12 protein-coding genes and 2 tRNA genes are annotated in these 20,483 nt (G+C 65.4%); 8 read left to right on the top strand and 6 right to left on the bottom strand.

Annotated elements, in window-relative coordinates; genetic code table 11:
- Positions 1-31 precede the first annotated feature (31 nt).
- Positions 32-4,045, bottom strand: coding sequence for a bifunctional nitrate reductase/sulfite reductase flavoprotein subunit alpha (locus RTH46_RS14825; protein WP_316905986.1), 4,014 nt, complete (start codon positions 4,043-4,045; stop codon positions 32-34).
- Between the two features lie 299 nt (positions 4,046-4,344).
- Here RTH46_RS14825 and RTH46_RS14820 point away from each other — a divergent pair, with 299 nt between their 5' ends.
- Entirely contained in the window at positions 4,345-4,548 is a 204-nt protein-coding gene (locus RTH46_RS14820) for a ParD-like family protein (RefSeq protein ID WP_110993070.1), read from the top strand.
- Positions 4,545-5,321, top strand: coding sequence for a type I methionyl aminopeptidase (gene map / locus RTH46_RS14815; RefSeq protein ID WP_279847654.1), 777 nt, complete (start codon positions 4,545-4,547; stop codon positions 5,319-5,321). Before RTH46_RS14820 ends, map begins: the two co-directional genes overlap by 4 nt.
- Before the next feature lie 187 nt (positions 5,322-5,508).
- Here map and RTH46_RS14810 read toward each other — a convergent pair.
- A tRNA-Asp gene (locus RTH46_RS14810) sits at positions 5,509-5,585 on the bottom strand.
- A gap of 13 nt (positions 5,586-5,598) precedes the next feature.
- Positions 5,599-5,674: transfer RNA gene (locus RTH46_RS14805), tRNA-Val, on the bottom strand.
- A 205-nt stretch (positions 5,675-5,879) separates the two neighbouring features.
- On the opposite strand from RTH46_RS14805, the gene rdgC reads away from it, so the two are divergent.
- The 3 genes from rdgC to sugE all read left to right on the top strand — a co-directional run bounded on the left by rdgC (position 5,880) and on the right by sugE (position 8,437).
- Positions 5,880-6,800 carry a recombination-associated protein RdgC gene (gene rdgC / locus RTH46_RS14800; protein WP_110993065.1) on the top strand — a complete coding sequence of 307 codons (921 nt, stop codon included), beginning with the start codon at positions 5,880-5,882 and terminating at the stop codon, positions 6,798-6,800.
- A 132-nt stretch (positions 6,801-6,932) separates the two neighbouring features.
- Positions 6,933-7,898 (top strand): bile acid:sodium symporter family protein, encoded by a 966-nt coding sequence (locus tag RTH46_RS14795; protein WP_153784978.1) that lies wholly within the window; start codon positions 6,933-6,935, stop codon positions 7,896-7,898.
- A 221-nt stretch (positions 7,899-8,119) separates the two neighbouring features.
- Positions 8,120-8,437, top strand: coding sequence for a quaternary ammonium compound efflux SMR transporter SugE (sugE, locus tag RTH46_RS14790; protein WP_153784979.1), 318 nt, complete (start codon positions 8,120-8,122; stop codon positions 8,435-8,437).
- A gap of 19 nt (positions 8,438-8,456) precedes the next feature.
- Here sugE and RTH46_RS14785 read toward each other — a convergent pair whose 3' ends face one another.
- Entirely contained in the window at positions 8,457-10,331 is a 1,875-nt protein-coding gene (locus RTH46_RS14785) for an MFS transporter (RefSeq protein WP_316905985.1), read from the bottom strand.
- A gap of 166 nt (positions 10,332-10,497) precedes the next feature.
- Between RTH46_RS14785 and bglX the strand changes: the two genes are divergently transcribed.
- Positions 10,498-12,813, top strand: a complete 2,316-nt coding sequence (gene bglX / locus RTH46_RS14780; protein WP_316905984.1) for a beta-glucosidase BglX — start codon at positions 10,498-10,500, stop codon at positions 12,811-12,813.
- Positions 12,814-12,893: 80 nt separating this feature from the next.
- On the opposite strand, the gene RTH46_RS14775 is transcribed toward bglX, so the two are convergent.
- Positions 12,894-14,033 carry a TDT family transporter gene (locus RTH46_RS14775; protein ID WP_110993061.1) on the bottom strand — a complete coding sequence of 380 codons (1,140 nt, stop codon included), beginning with the start codon at positions 14,031-14,033 and terminating at the stop codon, positions 12,894-12,896.
- A gap of 159 nt (positions 14,034-14,192) precedes the next feature.
- On the opposite strand from RTH46_RS14775, the gene RTH46_RS14770 reads away from it, so the two are divergent.
- Positions 14,193-15,383: an MFS transporter gene (locus tag RTH46_RS14770; RefSeq protein WP_153784982.1), complete on the top strand. Its 1,191-nt coding sequence runs from the start codon at positions 14,193-14,195 to the stop codon at positions 15,381-15,383.
- 203 nt (positions 15,384-15,586) lie between these two features.
- Entirely contained in the window at positions 15,587-19,063 is a 3,477-nt protein-coding gene (locus RTH46_RS14765) for a PAS domain-containing hybrid sensor histidine kinase/response regulator (RefSeq protein ID WP_153784983.1), read from the top strand.
- Here RTH46_RS14765 and rmuC read toward each other — a convergent pair.
- Positions 19,035-20,393 (bottom strand): DNA recombination protein RmuC, encoded by a 1,359-nt coding sequence (rmuC, locus tag RTH46_RS14760; protein WP_316906015.1) that lies wholly within the window; start codon positions 20,391-20,393, stop codon positions 19,035-19,037. The two genes, RTH46_RS14765 and rmuC, sit on opposite strands and share 29 nt — an antisense overlap.
- Between the last annotated feature and the right edge of the window lie 90 nt (positions 20,394-20,483).

Genomic DNA, 20,483 nt, shown 5'->3' with positions numbered 1-20,483 from the left:
TCAAGGTGCACCGCTCCCCAACGCGGGGCACTCAATACACATCCCGCCGATAACGCTTGTCGCGCCCCAGCGTCTCGACATAGGCATCCGCCGCCGCCGCATCCATGCCGCCCTGCTCGGCCACCAACTGGCGCAGCGCCGTATCCACATCCTTGGCCATGCGCTGGGCATCGCCACAGATGTACAGGTACGCCCCCGCCTGCAGCCACTGCCACAGCTCGGCGCCGTGTTCCAGCATGCGCTGCTGCACATAGATCTTCTCGGCCTGATCGCGGGAAAACGCCGTACTCAGGCGCAGGTGCCCACTGGCCTGCCAGGCCTCCAGTTGCTCGCGGTAATAGAAATCGCAGGCCGCCTGCTGCTCGCCGAAGAACAGCCAGTTGCCCCCGCTGGCCGCGCGCGCCTCACGCTCCTGGAGAAACGCGCGAAACGGCGCCACCCCGGTACCGGGGCCGATCATGATGATCGGCAGGCTATCGTCCTCGGGCAAGCGAAAGTGTTTGGACGGTTGCGGGAAGATCGCTACTTCCAGTGCCTGGGCCCGGTCGGCAAGGAACGTCGAGCAGACCCCTTTGCGCTCGCCGTAGCGCACGGTGGACAGGGTCAGGTGCACCTGCCCAGGGTGCGCGGCGGGGCTGGAACTGATCGAGTACAGGCGTGGCTGCAGCGGTTTGAGCAGCGTCAGCCAGGTCGCCAGCGGCAACTGCTGGGGGTATTCGCGCAGCACGTCGGCTAGCTGGCGGCCCCACAGCCAATGCTTCAATTCGGTTTTGTCCTGCAGCAGATCGCGCAACGCCCCGGCCGTCTGGCTGAACACTTCAAGCTGCTGCGGTGTAACCCGGGCGATTTCCAGGTGCCGCTCCAGGGCCACGGCCAGAGACATCGGTGCGTGCCCCTTGAGCTCGACCTGGGTCTGGCCATCGAGCTGCATCAGGGCCAGCAGTTCGCTGACCAGCGCCGGGCAGTTGCGCGGCCACACGCCCAAGGCATCGCCGGGCTGATAGGTGAAGCCGCTGCCGCTCAGGTCGAACACCACCTGGCGGGTTTCCTTGGTCGAGCCAGGGCCGCTGAGCAGTCGGTTCTCCAGCACTGGCGCCAGCCAAGGCTGCTGCTTGCTGTAGTTTTTTACCGGCTCGGGCTCGACGCAGGCCGGCGCAGCACTGCCCAGCTCGGGCAGCAGCGCCGCCAACCAGGCTGCAAAGGCCTGTTCATGGTCCGGCTCGCAATCGACCCGCGCCAGCAGGCGCCGCCCGCCCAACTCGGCAAGGCGCTGGTCGAGCTTGCGACCGAACCCGCAGAACTGGTCGTAACTCGAATCGCCCAGCGCCAGCACCGCAAAAGGCAGTGCCGCGCAATGCTCGCCCGCCTCGCCCTGCAACGCCTGCCAGAACGCCGCGCCACTGTCCGGAGCCTCGCCATCACCGAATGTGCTGGCGATCAGCAACACGCTGGCGGCGCCCTGCAACTGGGCAGGCGTCACCGTCTCCATGCAGCTAAGTTGCACCGCCAGCCCGGCCTCGCGCAGGTGCAGGGCGCAGCGCTCGGCCAGGGCCTCGCCCGTGCCGGTCTGCGAGGCCCAGAGCACGTGATGGCATGGCGCGGCATCGATCACCAGCGGTACTGGCGCAGGTTGGGCGAAAAGCCCGGCCAACAGGCCATCGACGAACAACCGGCGGGCCGGCGCCAGTGGTGCGCTGGCCGGCAGGCTCGGCACGCCTTCGCTACGCGCCTGGCCCAGCCCCAGCAGGAAGCCCTGCAGGTAGTGGCGTTCGTCTTCGGCCAGCACCGGGGCCGGCAGTGCGTCAAGGCCCAGCAGGCGGGACAGGGTGGCGGTCGGCATGGTGGCAGGCTCCGAAGGCGTGGCAGTGGTCAGGTCGAGGGCTTCGATACGTTCGCCGGCAACCCGCTCCAGGGCCACGGCGCAGTGCTTGAAGGCCGGTTGCAGCGAGGTGGGGTCGACCGCATCGCAGGTCACCGCGTTGATCGCCAGTTGCTCGCCGTAAAGGTCATTCCAGTGGAACGGCGCAAAGCAGCCGCCGGGCAACACGCGGTCACTGAGCCGCGCCGGCAGCAGCGCCTGGCCACGGCGAGAGCGGATGGCCACTAGATCCTGGTCGGCGATACCCAGGCGTCGGGCGTCATCGGGGTGGATCTCGACGAAGGGGCCGGGCTCCAGCTTGTTCAGGCTGGGTACCTTGCCGGTCTTGGTCAGGGTGTGCCATTGGTGCTGCACACGGCCGGTGTTGAGCACGAAGGGATAGGCGTCGTCCGGCAGCTCGGCCGGCGGCAGCCAGGGCCGGGCGAAAAATCGCGCCTTGCCGCTGGGCGTGGGGAAGGCCAGCGCCGGCCGCTCGCCTTGCGCGTCACGCAACAGGTGCTGGCTGAGGCCGTCATTGCGGTAACGCAACGGGCTGCGATCGCCGCTTTGCCCAGGGGCACAGGGCCACTGGCGTGGGCTCTCGCGTAGCTCGGCGTAGCCGATGCCGCGCAGGTCGTAGCCGGTGGCAGGGTTCCAGAAACGGCGGATTTCCTCGTACACGGCCTCGGCATCGGGGTAGTCGAACGCCTCGGCGTAACCCATGGCGCAAGCGATGCGGGCAATGATCCGCCAGTCCTCCAGGCTTTCGCCGGGGGCCGCGACGGCACGCGGCATCAGCGTGAGGTTGCGTTCGCTGTTGATCATCACGCCTTCACCTTCGGCCCATAGTGCGGCGGGCAAAAGGATGTCGGCATGGCGGTTGGTTTCGCTGTCGAGAAAGGCATCCTGGCTGATCACCAGCTCAGCCTGGCCCAGACCGTCGATCACTTGCTGGCGGTTGGCGACGCTGGCCACCGGGTTGCAGCAGATGATCCAGCAGGCCTTTACCTCGCCGGTCTTCATCTGCTCGAACAGCGCCACGGTGCCCTCGCCGCCTTCGCTGCGCAGACTGCCGGGCGGCAGTTGCCATTGCTGCTCGACGAAGGCGCGATCAGCCGCGACCTGGGCCGAGCGCTGGCCGGGCAGCCCCGGGCCCATGTAGCCCATCTCGCGCCCGCCCATGGCATTGGGCTGGCCGGTCAAGGAGAACGGACCGCTGCCGGGGCGGCAGATGGCGCCGGTGGCCAGGTGCAGGTTGCACAGCGCATTGCTGTGCCAGGTGCCGTGGATGCTCTGGTTCAGGCCCATGGTCCAGCAGCTCATCCACTCGCCGGCAGCGCCGATCAGGCGTGCGGCTTCAATGATGTCGGCCTCGCTCAGGCCGGTAATGGCGGCCACGCGTGCGGGCGTGTAGTCGGCCAGGAATGCCGGCAGCTCATCCCAGCCCTCGGTGTGCCGGGCGATGAAATCGGGATCAGTGTGGCCGTTGGCGTGCAGCAGGTGCAGCAGGCCGTTGAGCAGCGCCAGGTCGCTGCCTGGGCGCAGTTGCAGGAACAGGTCGGCCTTGTCGGCGGTGGCACTGCGCCGGGGGTCGACGACGATCAGCTTGGCCCCGGCCTTGACCCGGTCGAGCAGGCGCAGGAACAGGATCGGGTGGCAGTCGGCCATGTTCGCGCCGATCACCAGGAACACCTCGGCGCGCTCGAAATCCTGGTAGCTGCCCGGCGGGCCGTCGGCGCCCAGTGATTGCTTGTAGCCACTGCCGGCGCTGGCCATGCACAGGCGCGAGTTGGACTCGATATGGCGGGTGCGGATAAAACCCTTGGCCAGTTTGTTGGCCAGGTACTGGGCCTCCAGCGACATCTGCCCGGACACATACAGGGCCACGGCGTCCGGCCCGTGCGCGTCGATGATCGCACGTAGCCGCGCGGCGGCCTCGGCGATGGCCTGATCCATGCCACTGCGTATCGGTTGCTGGTTGCGCTGGCGGCATACGAAGGCCTGGGCCATGCGCCCGGCGCTCAGTGGCACGTGGGCGGTCAGGCCTTTGGTGCACAGGCGGCCGAAATTGCTCGGGTGCTGCTTGTCGCCGCTGACCTTCACCACCTGGCCGTCGCTCACGTTCATGACGATGCCGCACCCCACCCCGCAATACGGGCAAACGCTGCGTACCTGGCTGCTGCTCATCGGCGATCTCCTGCTGATGAAACGACAAAGGCGCCGGCTGCCCCGCCTGCACTGGGCAAGCGGGGCAACACGGCGCCTTCGTCGTGATGAAAAGCGGCCATCGGCGTTGATGGCCTTGATCAATCATCTTCAGCAAATCCCGGGCCAGCTGCCGCGCAGCCCGCATTCATGCGTGGGAGCGGGCTTGCCCCGCGATTGGCTCATGCACCGAGAGAGGGACCGACGCACCAACGGGTGGCACGCCCGGCCTGATTCGACATATGATTCATATACGTTTCATATATACGGATGACTTAAGCATGGGCATCGTCAAGATCAACGACGAACTCCACGAAGACCTGCGCATCGCCAGCGCCGCCCTGTCGCGCTCGATCAACGCTCAGGCCGAACACTGGATCCGCCTCGGCATGCTCGCCGAGCTGCACCCCCAGGCCACCTATCAGGAACTGCTGCGTCAGCTGCTGCGCCAGGAACAGGCCAACCTCAAGGAACTGCTGCAATGAGCAAGGTGATACTCAAGGACGCCGCCCAGCTGGCACTGATGCGCCGCGCCGGGCAATTGCTGGCCCAGGTGTTCGCCGACCTCGACGGCTTCATCCGCCCTGGCGTGACCACCATGCAGATCAACGACCGCGCCGAAGCCTTCATCGTCGAAACCCTCAAGGCGCGCCCGGCGAGCAAGGGCCAGTACGACTTCCCCTATGCGCTGAACACTTCGGTGGACCATGTGGTGTGCCACGGCATGCCCAAGGTGGACGAGGTGCTCAAGGAAGGCTCCATCGTCAACGTCGACATCACCCTGGAACAGGGCGGCTATATCGCCGATTCGTCGAAGATGTATTGCCTGGGGCAGATCAGCGCAGACGCCCGGCGGCTGGTCGACACCACCTACGCCGCGCTGTGGAAAGGCATCGAACAGGTCCGCCCGGGTGCGACCCTGGGCGATATCGGCCACGCCATCCAGGCCCATGCCGAGGCCGCCGGCTACAGCGTGGTGCGCGAGTATTGCGGCCACGGTATCGGCCAGCAGATGCACGAAGCACCCGAGGTGCTGCACTTCGGCCAGCCCGGTTTTGGCCTGAAGCTACAGCCAGGGATGGTGTTCACCATCGAGCCGATGATCAACCAGGGCGGGCGCGGCACCCGCAGCCTGCGCGATGGCTGGACGGTGATTACCCGCGACCACAGCTTGTCGGCGCAGTGGGAACATACCGTGGCGGTGACCGAGAGTGGCTATGAAGTCTTGACCCTGCGCGCGGAAGAACAGCGCCCCTGAGCCTGACGCACATCTTGTAGGAGCGGCCTTGTGCCGCGATAGGGGCGCGAAGCAGCCCCGGCGATCTCGCATGATGCCAAGATCCTGGGGCCGCTTCGCGACCCGGAAATTCCAGAAACAAAAAAAGCGACCCTAAGGTCGCTTTCTCTGTTGCTTCAAGGTGTTCAGTGGGCCCTGAAGCTAAATATGGCGCGGCGGACGGGACTCGAACCCGCGACCCCCGGCGTGACAGGCCGGTATTCTAACCGACTGAACTACCGCCGCGCTATACATCGAGTGGTGGGTGATGACGGGATCGAACCGCCGACCCTCTGCTTGTAAGGCAGATGCTCTCCCGGCTGAGCTAATCACCCTTCGTCTCGGTGTGGTGCGCATTCTACGGAGGAGCCTGTACCCTGGCAAGCACTTTTTTAAATTTTTTTGAATAATTTTCAAGGACCTAGCGCAGCCGCGGTTTTCTTCCTTTATAGGGTGGTGCTGGCCCTCTGACAGGGTTGGCCTGAACCCACCGCTCGGAGAATAATGCCCGCCTTATGTATTAAGGAGAGATTGCCCCTCATGTGGTTCAAGAACCTGCTGACCTACCGCCTGACCCAGGATGTCCCGTTCGAGCCTGAAGCACTGGAAGCTGCCCTGGCCAGCAAGCCGGCCCGTCCCTGCGCCAGCCAGGAACTGACCACTTATGGTTTCGTTGCCCCGTTCGGCAAGGGCGAGGACGCGCCACTGGTGCACGTCAGCGGTGAATTCATGCTGATCGCCGCGCGTAAAGAAGAACGCATCCTGCCCAGCAGCGTGGTCAACGATGCGGTGAAGGAGAAAGTCGAAGAGATCGAGACCGAGCAGATGCGCAAGGTCTACAAGAAGGAACGCGACCAGATCAAGGACGAGATCATCCAGGCCTTCCTGCCGCGCGCCTTTATCCGCCGCTCGATGATCTTCGCCGCCATCGCCCCGCGCCAGGGCCTGATCCTGGTCAACTCGGCCAGCGCCAAGCGTGCCGAAGACCTGCTGTCGACCCTGCGTGAAGTGATGGGCTCGCTGCCGGTGCGCCCGGTGAGCGTCAAGATCGCCCCGGTCGCGACCATGACCGACTGGGTCAAGGCCCAGGCGCCGGCCGCGGACTTCTATGTGCTCGACGAATGCGAACTGCGCGACCAGGCCGAAGACGGCGGCATCGTGCGTTGCAAACGCCAGGACCTGACCGGCGAGGAAATCCAGCTGCACCTGAGCACCGGCAAGGTGGTCACGCAACTGGCCCTGGCCTGGCAAGACAAGCTGTCGTTCGTACTCGACGACAAGACCGTGATCAAGCGCCTGAAGTTCGAGGAGCTGCTGCAGGAGCAGGCCGAGCAGGACGGCGGTGACGAAGCCCAGCAACAGTTCGATGCCAGCTTCCTGCTGATGATGATGACCTTCAACGAATTCCTGCCGGCGCTGTTCGAGGCGCTGGGTGGCGAGGAGATTCCGCAGGGAGTTTGAAGAACAGCTGCAAGCTTCTAGCTGCAAGCCACAAGAAAAAGCCACAGCAACTGCGGTGCCTGCTCGGGCACCGCTTCTTCTTATAGCTTGAAGCTTGGAGCTTGAAGCTGAAACCGGAGGTTTCCCCCCGCCATGCGCGCCCTCGCCGCCCTCAGCCGCTTCGTCGGCAACACCTTCGCCCTGTGGGTGCTGGTGTTCGCTTGCCTGGCCTTTCTCATGCCGCAGTGGTTCATCGCCCTGAAAGTAGCCATCGTGCCGCTACTGGGCCTGGTGATGTTCGGCATGGGCCTGACCCTCAAGCTCGACGACTTCGCCGCCCTCGCCCGCCAGCCCTGGCGGGTAGCGCTGGGGGTGGTGGCGCACTTTGTGATCATGCCCGGCGTGGCTTGGCTGCTGTGCCAGCTGTTTCACCTGCCACCGGAGATCGCCGTAGGCGTGATCCTGGTCGGCTGCTGCCCGAGCGGCACGGCGTCCAACGTGATGGTGTGGCTGTCGAAGGGCGACCTGGCACTGGCAGTGGCGATCGCGGCGGTGACCACCCTGCTCGCACCGCTGCTCACCCCGGCCTTGATCTGGTTCCTGGCTTCGGCCTGGCTGCCGGTTTCGTTCATGGACATGTTCTGGTCGATCCTGCAGCTGGTGATGCTGCCGATCGTGCTCGGCGTGTTGGCCCAGCGCCTGCTCGGCGCGCGCGTGCACGCGGCGGTGCAGGTGCTGCCGCTGGTGTCGGTGGTGAGCATCGTGATGATCGTCTGCGCGGTGGTGGCGGCCAGCCAGGCGAAGATTGCCGAATCCGGCCTGCTGATCATGGCGGTGGTGATCCTGCACAACAGCTTCGGTTTTTTGCTCGGTTACCTCACCGGCAAGCTGTGCAAGCTGCCGCTGGCCCAGCGCAAGTCGCTGGCGCTGGAGGTGGGCATGCAGAACTCGGGGCTGGGCGCGGCGCTGGCGGCAGCGCATTTTTCGCCCTTGGCGGCGGTACCGAGCGCGCTGTTCAGCGTGTGGCACAACATCTCCGGGGCGTTGCTGTCGACCTGGTTCAGGCGGATGGAGGAGCCTTCGCCCGGGGTTGAGAACACCGCCTCTGCCAGCAATTGATGTTGCCTGCTCCGGCCTCATCGCCGGCAAGCCGGCTCCCACAGGGTATTGCGTGATCCCTTGTGGGAGCCGGCTTGCCGGCGATGAGGCAACCACCGATCCCTGAGGCTTGCCTCGGCCTCGGCAAATGGGCAATATACTGCGCACTGTGAGGACGACCTCACGACGCTACGCGTGATCGTATCGGGGACGGCCCCATCATTAATAGATGGAGACACACCATGTCCTGGATCATCCTGTTCTTCGCCGGCCTGTTCGAAGTCGGCTGGGCTGTCGGCCTCAAGTACACCGACGGCTTTACCCGCCCCCTGCCCACCGTTCTGACCGTCGGCGCCATGGTCATCAGCCTTGGCTTGCTGGGCCTGGCCATGAAAGAGCTGCCGCTGGGTACCGCCTATGCCATCTGGACCGGCGTTGGCGCCGTGGGCACCGTGATTGCCGGGATCATCCTGTTCGGTGAATCCATGGCGCTGATCCGCCTGGCCAGTGTCGCCCTGATCGTCACCGGCCTGGTCGGCCTGAAGGTCAGCGCCAGCTGACCTTGCGCCTTATCCCCTCCTAACGCACATCGCCGCGCAGCAGGCTTACCTGCTCGCGCAGCGCTTCGGGCTGCGCCGCTTCCACCGGGATGGCGGCGCCGGCCACGATAGTCACTCGTGACCACAAGCGCTTGAAGAAGCCCTTGTTCGGATCGCGACTGAAGAAACTGCCCCACAGCCCCTGCAATGCCAGCGGAATCACCGGCACCGGCGTTTCCGAAAGGATCCGGCTGACCCCACCCTTGAACACATCGATCTCGCCGTCGGCACTGAGCTTGCCCTCGGGGAAGATGCACACCAGCTCCCCCTCGGCCAGGTACTGCTTGATGCGGGCGAAGGCACGCTCATAGATCGCCTCGTCCTCGCCACGCCCGGCAATGGGGATGGTGCCGGCGGTGCGGAAGATGAAGTTGAGCACCGGCAGGTTGTAGATCTTGTAGTACATGACGAAGCGGATCGGCCGGCGAATGGCGCCGCCGATCAGCAGCGCATCGACGAACGACACGTGGTTGCACACCAGCAATGCCGCGCCTTCATCGGGAATACGCTCAAGCTCACGGTGCTGCACCCGGTACATCGAGTGGCTGAGCAGCCAGATCAGGAAGCGCATGGTGAATTCCGGCACGATGCGGAAGATGTAGGCGTTGACCGCGATGTTGAGCAGCGACACCACCAGGAACAGCTGCGGGATGCTCAGCTTGGCCAAGCTCAACAGGACGATGGTGACGATCGCCGACACCACCATGAACAGCGCATTGAGGATGTTGTTGGCGGCGATCACCCGGGCCCGCTCGCCTTCGGCGGTACGGGCCTGGATCAACGCGTACAGCGGCACGATATAGAAGCCGCCGAAGATGCCCAGGCCGACGATCGAGGCCATGATCCACCAGGCCTGGCCCATGCCCAGCAGGTCCAGCCAAGTGTGCGGCGCCGCGCCTGCCGGCACATCGCCCGAATGCCACCACCAGAGCAGGCCGAACAAGGTCAGGCCGAACGAGCCGAATGGCACCAGGCCGATCTCCACCTTGCGACCACTCAAGCGCTCGCACAGCAGCGAGCCCACCGCGATGCCCACCGAGAACAGGGTCAGCACCAGGGTCACCACGGTCTCGTCGCCGTGCAGCCAGTCCTTGGCGTAGGCCGGGATCTGCGTGAGGTAGATGGCGCCGACGAACCAGAACCACGAATTACCCACGATCGAGCGCGACACCGCCGGGGTCTGGCCCAGGCCCAGGCGCAGGGTGGCCCAGGACTGCTTGAAGATGTTCCAGTCGAGTTTCATTTCCGGCGCGGCCGCCGCCGCCCGCGGGATCCAGCGGCTGGCCAGGTAGCCGATCAGCGCAGTGCCGACCACCCCGCCGGCCACCACCGTGGCGTAGCTGGAAGACGACATCATCACCCCGGCGCCGATGGTGCCGGCGAGGATCGCCAGGAAGGTGCCCATCTCCACCAGGCCGTTGCCGCCCACCAGTTCTTCTTCACGCAGGGCCTGGGGCAGGATCGAATACTTCACCGGGCCGAACAGCGCCGAGTGGGTGCCCATGGCGAACAGGGTCAGCAGCATGAGCTCCAGGTGGCTGGTGAGAAAACCGATGGCGCCAATGGCCATGATCACGATCTCGGCGAGCTTGATCGCGCGGATCAGCCGGTCCTTGGCGAACTTCTCGCCGAACTGCCCGGCCAGCGCCGAGAACAGGAAGAACGGCAGTATGAACAGCAAGGCGCAGAGGTTGACCCAGATCGAGCGGTCGCCCTCCAGGCTCAACTTGTAGAGGATCGCCAGGATCAGCGACTGCTTGAACAGGTTGTCGTTGAAGGCACCCAACGACTGGGTGATGAAGAACGGCAGAAAGCGCCGTTTGCCGAGCAAGGTGAATTGCGAGGGATGACTCATCGTCCTTGGGTCCTGAGTTGGGCCGTGAGTGGCCTTTGCCTGATTAGAATGCATCAAACGGGTCCAGAGCCACATCACTGTCAACTGACAGTTCTGCCAGTAGCCCGTGGCAGCCACCAGAGGCAGGCTTGACGCAAGACCCTGACATGGATGCTGGACGATGGGAATGATTCGCCGTCATCCCCTGCGTTTCGTAGTGTTTCTGGCCTCGCTGCTGGTCACACTGCTGGTTGCAGGGGCGGCACATTTCTCAGGCACGTTGCTGGGCAGTGAAAAAGAGCGTTTCGTGGATTCACTGCTGCGCCAGATGCAACTGAGTGAAAAGATCGGCCAGTTGCGCATGCTGGATGCCCGCGGCACTCTGGCATCGCAACCGATTCAGGACCTGCTGGATACCGTGCGTAAAGGCGATGTCGGATCGATCCTACCCGCCCCCGAGGTTGATCGTGCAACCTTGCGAGCCCTGCAGAACGAGGCCAGGGACAGTCGCCTGCAGATTCCTTTGTTCTTTGCCGGCGATGTGATCCACGGCCATCGCACCCTGTTCCCCATCGGCCTGGGCCTGGCCTCGAGCTGGGACATGCAGGCCATCGCCACCAGCGCGCGTATCGCGGCCAAGGAAGCCAGTGCCGACGGCCTGGACATGACCTTCGCCCCCATGGTCGACGTCAGCCGGGATCCACGCTGGGGCCGCATCGCCGAAGGATTCGGCGAAGACCCCTATCTCGCAGCCCAGGCCGGCGCGGCTGCTACCCGGGCCTTCCAAGGGCCGGTGCTGGGAGCCGCCGACAGCCTGATGGCCTGCGTCAAGCACTACGCCGCCTACGGCGCCGTCGAAGGTGGGCGCGACTACAACAGCACGGACATGAGCCCGCACAAGCTGCTGCAGTACTACCTGCCCCCTTACCGTGCCGCGCTCGATGCAGGCGCCGGTGCGGTGATGACAGCCTACACCACGCTCAACGGCGTGCCCGTCTCCGCCAACCGCTGGCTGCTGCAGGATGTGCTGCGCAGGCAGTGGCGCTATCGCGGGCTGGTCATCAGCGACTACGCGGCTGTGCAGGATCTGGTCACTCATGGATACTCGGCGGATCCGGCCGAGGCAGCCAATGCCGCTTTGCTGGCGGGCACCCAGGTCAGCATGAATGACCGTTTTTACGGTGAACGACTGGCCAGCCAGGTGGAACAGGGTGCCATCCCGATGCACGTGCTGGACGACGCCGTGCGCCAGGTTCTGGCCACCAAATATGACCTGGGCCTGTTCAACGATCCCTACCGCCGGCTGGGCGAGGCCCGGCATGACCCGGCCGACCCGAACGCCGAGCAACGTCTGCATCGCCAGGAGGCCAGGGAGGTCGCCAGGCGTTCGCTGGTGTTGCTGAAGAATCACGATCAGCGCCTGCCCTTGGCCAGGCGCGGTACCTTCGCGGTAATCGGCCCGCTGGCCGACAACCGAATCGACATGCTTGGCAGCTGGTCCGCCAGCGGCCAGCCCAGCCAAGCAATCAGCCTGTACCAAGGCCTGAAGAACGCGGTGGGCGACAACGCCAGGGTGTTGTACGCCCTGGGTGCCAACATCAGCGACGATCGCCAGGTGTTCAGCCTGTTGATGGACAACACGGTCGACTTCGACCCGCGCCCGCCGTCGACCCTCCTTGCCGAGGCGCTGGCCGTGGCTCGCCAGGCCGACGTGGTCATCGTGGCATTGGGTGAGGCCCGCGGCATGTCCCATGAAGGCGCCAGCAAGACCGACCTCGACCTGCCAAGCCAGCAGCGTGCGTTGCTAAGAGCCTTGAAAGATACCGGCAAACCCCTGGTGCTGGTGCTCATGAACGGCCGCCCGCTGACCATCGAAGCAGAAAGTCGGCTGGCGGACGCCGTGCTGGAAACCTGGTTCAGCGGGACTGAAGGGGGAAACGCCATCGCCGATGTGCTGTTCGGCGACTACAACCCTTCAGGCAAGCTGCCGGTCACCTTCCCGCGCAGCGTGGGGCAGATCCCGCTGTACTACAGTCGCCTCAACACCAACCGCCCGTACGATCCCGGACGTAGCGAGCCGTACCGCTCGCGCTATTTCGATATCGACGACACCCCGCTCTACCCGTTCGGCTTCGGATTGAGCTACACGCATTTCAGCCTTTCGCAGCCGCGCCTTTCAACCCAGCAGCTGAAACGGGGGCAGCCCCTGCAAGTAGAGGTGCAGATCCGCAATGACGGAAACCGCAGTGGTGAGACGGTGGTGCAACTGTACCTACGCGACATCAGCGCTTCGGTAAGCCGGCCAACCAAAGAACTCAAGGCCTTCCGCAAAGTCCTGCTCGTGCCTGGCGAACGGCGCTCGATCGCCTTCTCGGTCGACGAGTCCATGCTCGCGTTCTACAACCAGGAACTGCGCTGGGGCGCCGAGCCCGGCATGTTCGATGTGATGGTCGGGCTGGACAGCGAGCGGCTCGACACCGCTCGCTTCGAGCTCATGCCCTGATTGTCGACTTTGGATTTTTCTGGCAGCGCCAACCTCAAGATCGGCGCTGCACCTGTGGGAGCCGGCTTGCCGGCGAATGATCAACGTTGGGCAATGCATGGCGACACGAACAGCTCGCCACGCCAGGCCCCGCGCAAGGTGCGGCTGGCCACCAGGGCCCAGAGCATGGCCAGCGCCACCACCAGCACCTGACCGAACACGCTGAAGAAGCCGAGCTGCAGCCAGGCCGCCAGTTTCAAAGTGGCCAGGCAGTACACCCCCAGCGGGAAGGTGAAGCCCCACCAGCCCAGGTTGAACGGCATGCCCTGGCGCATGTAGCGCAGGGTGATCAGCACCGCCGTCAGCAACCACCACAAGCCCGCGCCCCACAGCACAATGCCGGCTACCAGGCCCAGGCCACGGGCCACCTCACCCAGGCTGCCCAGGCCATTGGCGGCGAACACCGCCGGCGCGTCGCCACCGAGCACCAGCATGCCCAGCGCACCGGTGCCGATCGGGCCCAGGGCCAGCCAGCTGGAGGCCGCCATGTTGGCCGGCGGAAGTTTGTGCAAGGCCATGCGCAACATGAGGATGGTGAGGATGCTGAACGCCACCGGCAGCGACACCGCCCACATCACATAGCTGGTGATGACCACCAGGAACTGTGCGTGAGCGTCCGCCAGGTGCGGCGCCAGCAGCCCGCCGCTGGCGGCGGCGACTTCCGCGGCCACCACCGGCAGCAGCCAGACTGCAGTCATCTGGTCGATGCTGTGCTCCTGGCGGGTGAACATCAGGTAGGGGATGGCCACCCCGCACAGCAGCGCCAGGCCCACATCCAGCCACCACAGGCTCTCGACCCACGGCACCACCGCCTCGCCCCAGCGCGCCAGGCCAAACACCAGTGCGCCATTGAGGATGGTGGCCAGCCCCATGGGGATGGTGCCGAAGAACATCGACACGGTGGAGTGGGCGAAAATCCGCCGGGCCTCGTCGAAGAACAGCACCCAGCGGGCGCCATACAAGACACAGAACAGGACGAACAGGCCAATGGTCAGCCACCACAGCCCTTCGGCCAGGCTGTCCAGCAGCGGGATGTGCAACTGGTGAAAGGCCAGTGCCAGCACGCCAGTACCCATGGTCGCGGCGAACCAGTTGGGGGTGAACTGGCGGATCACCTCGCGGGGATGGGCCAATTGGCTGAACGGGCGCCACGATGGCGCGCGGGTCTGGGTGCATGGCATGGGCTGTCTCCTGGCCTTGTGTAAGGTGGATTCATGTTATGCCTTTGAAGAATATCTATATAACGGGTAATTTCTCTATCTGTTATCGATTTTAAAGATATAGCCCAGGATATGCCGGCTGGCATATGCTTGGCCGCTGACAAAGACAAGGAACCGTCGATGCTACGCGCCCTTAAAAGCTACCCTGCCGCCGTCCGCCTGCTGCTGCTCACCACCTTCACCCTGACCACGGCCCGGGCGATCACCCTACCCTACCTGGTGGTGTACCTGTCCGCGCACATGGCCCTGTCGATCGGCCAGACGGGGCTGCTGGTCGGTGGCGCGATGTTCCTGGCATCGTTGCTGAGCCTGTATGGCGGGCACCTGGTCGACACCCTGCGCAGCCACACGCTGATCGTGGCGAGCGCGCTGGTGTTCGCCCTGGCCATCGCGGGGATGGTGGCGAGTACCTCGGCAGTGCTGTTCTTCTGTTTCCTGGTGGTGGCCAACCTGGCCCAGACCGTGGTCGACATTGCCGCCAAGGCCGGGTTCTGCGCCTTGCTGCCCGAAGACAAGCGCGGCGAGGTGTTCGCCATCAAGTACACCTTCAACAACATCGCCTGGGCTGCCGGGCCGATGCTCGGGGTGCTGCTGATCGGAGCCGACGACCACCTGCCGTTTCTGGTGTCGGCACTGATTGGCCTGGGCCTGAGCCTGGCTTATCACCGCCTGGGCGAACGCGGCCTGGCGAGCCAGGGTGAGGACGCGCCGGCGGCAGGCTTCATCCAGGTCGCCCTGGGCATGCTGCGCGACCGTCGCTTGGTGTGCTTCACCCTGGGCGGCGTGCTCAGTGCCGTGGTGTTCGGGCAGTTCACCGCCTACCTGTCGCAATACCTGGTGGTGAGCATCCACGACCCCGCCGAAGTGGCGCGGCTGGTGAGCTACCTGGTGACCACCAACGCCCTCACGGTGATCGCCCTGCAGTACCTGATCGGCCGGCGCATAGCCCGCCAGCACCTGATGCCCTGGCTGATGGCCGGCATGGCCATGTTCGTCGCCGGGCTGCTGGGGTTTTCCCTGGCCGGCTCGGCAGCGGCCTGGTGCCTGGCCATGCTGGTGTTCACCTTGGGCGAAATCATCGTGATTCCCGCCGAATTCATGTTCATCGACCTGATCGCGCCGGAACATCTGCGTGGGATCTATTACGGCGCGCAGAACCTCTCCAACCTGGGCGCGGGGCTGGGGCCGATGCTGGTGGGCCTGGCCCTGGGGTACATGGCACCAGCGGCGGTGTTCTATCTATTGATCGGCTCGGTGGTGCTGGCGGCGGTGTTCTACTGGTTGGGCACGCGCGGGGCGCAACATACTTAGCTGGCAGTACCGGCCCATCGCGGGGCAAGCCCGCTCCCACGTAGTGAATCCAGTTTTGGCATGTAGCCTGTGGGAGCGGGCTTGCCCCGCGATCGGACCTGCGACGTCCTGCCACTGCGACCAACGTCGGCGCTGACGAACCCGCGCCTGCGTGCCAGACTGATTGATCGTGACCGCGTTACATTTTTTGCTCCGGAGTTTGCATGTCGTTGTCCAGCGGGCTGATCGCCGTGGTCGCCCTGGCCTATATGGCCATCATGTTCGCCATCGCCTTCTACGGCGACCGCCGCAGCACCCCGTTGCCGCCGAAGCTGCGTGCCTGGGTGTACAGCCTGTCGCTGGCGGTGTACTGCACCAGCTGGACCTTCTTCGGCGCGGTCGGCCAGGCCGCCGAGCAGTTGTGGGCGTTCCTGCCGATCTACCTGGGCCCGGTGCTGCTGCTGATCTTCGCGCCCTGGGTGCTGCAGAAGATGGTGCTGATCAGCAAGCAGCAGAACATCACCTCGATCGCCGACTTCATCGCCGCCCGCTACGGCAAGTCGCAAACCCTCGCCGTGGTGGTGGCGCTGATCTGCCTGGTCGGGGTGCTGCCCTACATCGCCCTGCAGCTCAAGGGCATCGTGCTGGGAGTGAACCTGTTGATCGGCGCCAACGCCGACGCCACCGGCAGCCGCGTGCAGGACACCGCGCTGGTGGTGTCGCTGGTGCTGGCGCTGTTCGCCATCGTGTTCGGCACGCGCAGCCTGGACGTCACCGAGCACCACCGCGGCATGGTCCTGGCGATCGCCTTCGAGTCGCTGGTCAAGCTGCTGGCGTTCCTCGCCGTGGGCGCCTTCGTGGTGTTCAACCTGTACGACGGTTTCGACGACCTGTTCACCCAGGCGCGCCAGTCGGTGCACTTGGAAAGCTACTGGCAGGAGACCATCAACTGGCCGTCGATGGTGGTGCAGACCGCCGTGGCGATGATGGCGATCATCTGCCTGCCCCGGCAGTTCCACGTCACCGTGGTGGAGAACATCGAGCCCCAGGACATGCGCCTGGCACGCTGGGTGTTCCCGCTGTACCTGGCCCTGGCCGCGCTGTTCGTCGTGCCCATCGCCCTGGCCGGGCAGATGCTGCTGCCGGGCGCGGTGATCTCCGACTCGTTCGTGATCAGCCTGCCGTTGGCCGAAGCCCACCCGAGCCTGGCGCTGCTGGCCTTCATCGGCGGCGCTTCGGCGGCCACCGGCATGGTCATCGTCGAGGCCGTGGCGCTGTCGACCATGGTCTCCAACGACATGCTGCTGCCCTGGCTGCTGCGCCGCAACAACGCCGAGCGGCCGTTCGAGGCGTTCCGCCACTGGATGCTCTCGGTGCGCCGGGTGACCATCGTGGTGATCCTGCTGCTGGCCTATGTGAGCTATCGCCTGCTCGGCTCCACCGCCAGCCTGGCGACCATCGGCCAGATCGCTTTCGCCGCAGTGACCCAGCTCACCCCGGCCATGCTCGGCGCGTTGTACTGGAAACAGGCCAACCGCCGCGGCGTGTTTGCAGGCCTGGCCGCCGGCATCTTCCTGTGGTTCTACACCCTGGTACTGCCGATCGCCGCCCACAGCCTGGGCTGGTCGCTGTCGCTGTTCCCGGGGCTGGCCTGGCTGCACGGCAACCCGCTGGACCTGCCGATCACCCCGCTCACCCAAGGCGTGGTGCTGTCGCTGGCGGGCAACTTCACCCTGTTCGCCTGGGTTTCGATCCTGTCGCGCACGCGCGTCTCGGAGCACTGGCAGGCCGGGCGCTTCATCGGCCAGCAGACCAGCGCCCGCCCCAGCAGCAAGCCGCTGCTGGCCGTACAGATCGACGACCTGCTCAATCTGGCCGCGCGCTTCGTCGGCGAGGAGCGTGCCCGGCAGAGCTTCATCCGCTTCGCCTACCGCCAGGGCAAGGGCTTCAACCCCAACCAGAATGCCGACGGCGACTGGATCGAGCACACCGAGCGCCTGCTCGCCGGGGTACTCGGCAGCTCGTCGACCCGCGCAGTGGTCAAGGCGGCCATCGAAGGCCGCGAGATGCAGCTCGAGGATGTGGTGCGCATCGCCGACGAAGCCAGCGAGGTGCTGCAGTTCAACCGTGCGCTGCTGCAGGGCGCCATCGAAAACATCAACCAGGGCATCAGCGTGGTCGACCAGAACCTGCACCTGGTGGCCTGGAACCGGCGCTACCTGGAGCTGTTCAACTACCCAGACGGGCTGATCAGTGTCGGCCGGCCGATCGCCGACATCATCCGCTACAACGCCGAGCGCGGCCTGTGCGGCCCGGGCGAGGCCCAGGTGCATGTGGCCCGGCGCCTGCACTGGATGCGTCAGGGCCGCGCGCACTCTTCCGAGCGGCTATTCCCCAATGGCCGGGTGATCGAGCTGATCGGCAACCCGATGCCCGGCGGCGGCTTCGTCATGAGCTTCACCGACATCACCCCGTTCCGCGAGGCCGAGCAGGCCCTGCGTGACTCCAACGAAGGTCTGGAGCAGCGGGTGGCCGAGCGCACCCACGAGCTGTCGCAGCTCAACCAGGCGCTCACCGAGGCCAAGAGCCACGCCGAGGCCGTCAGCCAGTCCAAGACCCGCTTCCTCGCGGCCGTCAGCCACGACCTGATGCAGCCGCTGAATGCCGCGCGGCTGTTCTCCGCCGCGCTGTCGCAGCAAGCCGAGGGCATGAACGACGAAGCCCGCCAGCTGGTGCAGCACATGGACAGCTCGCTGCGCTCGGCCGAAGAGCTGATCAGCGACCTGCTGGACATCTCGCGCCTGGAAAACGGCAAGGTCACCCCCGACGTCAAAGCTTTTGCCCTCAATGAGCTGTTCGACACCCTCGGTGCCGAGTTCAAGCTGCTGGCCGCCGAAAAAGGCCTGGCGTTCCGCCTGCGCGGCAGCCGCCTGCGGGTGGACAGCGACATGAAGCTGCTGCGCCGGGTACTGCAGAACTTCCTCACCAACGCCCTGCGCTATGGCAAGGGCCCGATACTGCTGGGCGTGCGGCGCCAGGGCGAGCGGCTGTGGCTGGAAGTGTGGGACCGCGGCCCGGGCATCGCCGACGACAAGCTGGCGGTGATCTTCCAGGAATTCAAACGTCTGGACAGCCACCAGACCCGCGCCGAAAAAGGCCTGGGCCTGGGCCTGGCGATTGCCGACGGCTTGTGCCGGGTACTTGGCCATCAGCTGGAAGTGCGCTCCTGGCCGGGCAAGGGCAGCGTGTTCCGTGTCAGCGTGCCGGTTGCCCGCAGCGCCGCACCGGCGGCGCCGGCCCCCATGGAGCAGCCAGGCCAACCCCTGGCCGGGCTGCAGGTGCTGTGCGTGGACAACGAAGACAGCATCCTGATCGGCATGAACAGCTTGCTCAGCCGCTGGGGCTGCCAGGTGTGGACTGCCCGCAACCAGGCCGAATGCGAGGCGCTGCTGAGCAAGGGGCTGCGCCCGCATCTGGCGCTGGTGGACTACCACCTGGACGATGGCGAGACCGGCACCGGGCTGATGGGCTGGCTACGGGCGCGCCTGGGCGAGCCGGTACCGGGGGTGGTGATCAGTGCCGACGGGCGCAACGAGACCATCGCCATGGTCCACGCCGCCGGCCTGGACTACCTGGCAAAACCGGTCAAGCCCGCCGCGCTGCGCGCCCTGCTCAATCGGCATCTGAGCCTGGTTCAGTAACGGCTTCGTCGCTCAGGGCGCGCTCGATCAAGTCGGCCGGCAGGCTCTTGCTGGCCCGGGCGCCGAGCAGCTTGAGCTGCTCGCTGCGGCTGACCAGGTTGCCGCGTCCTTCACAGAGCTTGTTGCGCGCGGCGGCGTAGGCCTTGTCGACCTGTTGCAGGCGGGTGCCGAGTTCGTCCAGGTCCTGGATGAACAGCACGAACTTGTCGTACAGCCAGCCGGCGCGCTCGGCGATCTCGCGGGCGTTCTGGGTTTGCCGTTCTTGCTTCCACAGGCTATCGATCACCCGCAGGGTGGCCAGCAGGGTGGTTGGGCTGACGATCACGATCTGCCGGTCGAAGGCTTCCTGGAACAGGTTCGGCTCGGCCTGCAGCGCCGCCGAGAACGCCGCCTCGATCGGCACGAACAGCAGCACGAAATCGAGGCTGTGCAAGCCGTCGAGGCGGTTGTAATCCTTGCTCGACAGGCCTTTGACGTGGTTGCGCAGCGACAGCACATGCTGCTTGAGCGCGGCTTCGTCGTTGTGGCTGACGAACTGCTGGTAGGCGGTAAGGCTGACCTTGGCATCGACCACCACCTGCTTGTCGCCCGGCAGCATGATCAGCACGTCGGGCTGGAAACGCTCGCCATCGGAGCTCTTGAGGCTGACCTGGGTCTGGTATTCGCGACCCTTCTCCAGGCCCGCGTGCTCCAGCACCCGCTCGAGGATCAGCTCGCCCCAGTTGCCCTGGGTTTTCTGGCCCTTGAGCGCCTGGGTGAGGTTGGTGGCTTCGTCGGACAGGCGCAGGTTGAGCTGCTGCAGGCGCTCGAGCTCCTTGCCCAGCGAGAAGCGCTCGCGGGCCTCCTGCTGGTAGCTTTCCTCGACGCGTTTTTCGAAGGCCTGGATACGCTCCTTGAGCGGGTCGAGCAACTGGCCCATCTGCTGCTGGCTGGTCTGGGCGAAGCGCTGCTCGCGCTCGTCGAAGATCTTAGTGGCCATTTCGGCGAACTGGGCGCGCAGGCTGTCACGCGCTTGCTGCAGGTCTTCCAGGCGCTGCTGGTGGCTTTCCTGCTGCTCACGCAACTCGGCCTCTAGGCGAGCCGCCTGCGCTTCGAAACGGCGCAGCTCGGCTTCACGGTTGGCACGCTCCAGGCTCCAGGCGTGGGCGGCGTCGCGGGCGTTGTCGCGGTCGATCTGCAACAGCTCCAGTTCGCGCCCCTGGGCGGCCAACTGGGCCTGCTTGACGGTGTTGGCTTCGCTCAGGTCGCTGATCTCGTCACGGCCGGCGTCGAGCTGAGCCTGCAGGCCTTCCTGGGCCAGCTGAGCACTGCTCAGGCGCTCTTCGAGCAAGGTCCGCTCAGCGTCCCGGGCACCCTGGCGGCGCTGCACCTGAATGACCCATCCCAGGCAGGGCAAGGCACCCGCCACCAACCCCAGCAG

It is taken from the genome of Pseudomonas sp. zfem004 (assembly GCF_032621715.1).
Taxonomy (GTDB): Bacteria; Pseudomonadota; Gammaproteobacteria; order Pseudomonadales; family Pseudomonadaceae; genus Aquipseudomonas; species Aquipseudomonas sichuanensis.
The sequence above is the reverse complement of the archived record's forward strand: the minus strand, read 5'-3'. Positions and strand labels throughout refer to the sequence as shown.

Excerpts from the sequence above, each read along its gene's own strand:
- RTH46_RS14825 (WP_316905986.1), bottom strand. The coding sequence starts at position 4,045 with ATGAGCAGCAGCCAGGTACGCAGCGTTTGCCCGTATTGCGGGGTGGGG.
- RTH46_RS14820 (WP_110993070.1), top strand. The coding sequence starts at position 4,345 with ATGGGCATCGTCAAGATCAACGACGAACTCCACGAAGACCTGCGCATC.
- map (WP_279847654.1), top strand. The coding sequence starts at position 4,545 with ATGAGCAAGGTGATACTCAAGGACGCCGCCCAGCTGGCACTGATGCGC.
- rdgC (WP_110993065.1), top strand. The coding sequence starts at position 5,880 with ATGTGGTTCAAGAACCTGCTGACCTACCGCCTGACCCAGGATGTCCCG.
- RTH46_RS14795 (WP_153784978.1), top strand. The coding sequence starts at position 6,933 with ATGCGCGCCCTCGCCGCCCTCAGCCGCTTCGTCGGCAACACCTTCGCC.
- sugE (WP_153784979.1), top strand. The coding sequence starts at position 8,120 with ATGTCCTGGATCATCCTGTTCTTCGCCGGCCTGTTCGAAGTCGGCTGG.
- RTH46_RS14785 (WP_316905985.1), bottom strand. The coding sequence starts at position 10,331 with ATGAGTCATCCCTCGCAATTCACCTTGCTCGGCAAACGGCGCTTTCTG.
- bglX (WP_316905984.1), top strand. The coding sequence starts at position 10,498 with ATGATTCGCCGTCATCCCCTGCGTTTCGTAGTGTTTCTGGCCTCGCTG.
- RTH46_RS14775 (WP_110993061.1), bottom strand. The coding sequence starts at position 14,033 with ATGCCATGCACCCAGACCCGCGCGCCATCGTGGCGCCCGTTCAGCCAA.
- RTH46_RS14770 (WP_153784982.1), top strand. The coding sequence starts at position 14,193 with ATGCTACGCGCCCTTAAAAGCTACCCTGCCGCCGTCCGCCTGCTGCTG.
- RTH46_RS14765 (WP_153784983.1), top strand. The coding sequence starts at position 15,587 with ATGTCGTTGTCCAGCGGGCTGATCGCCGTGGTCGCCCTGGCCTATATG.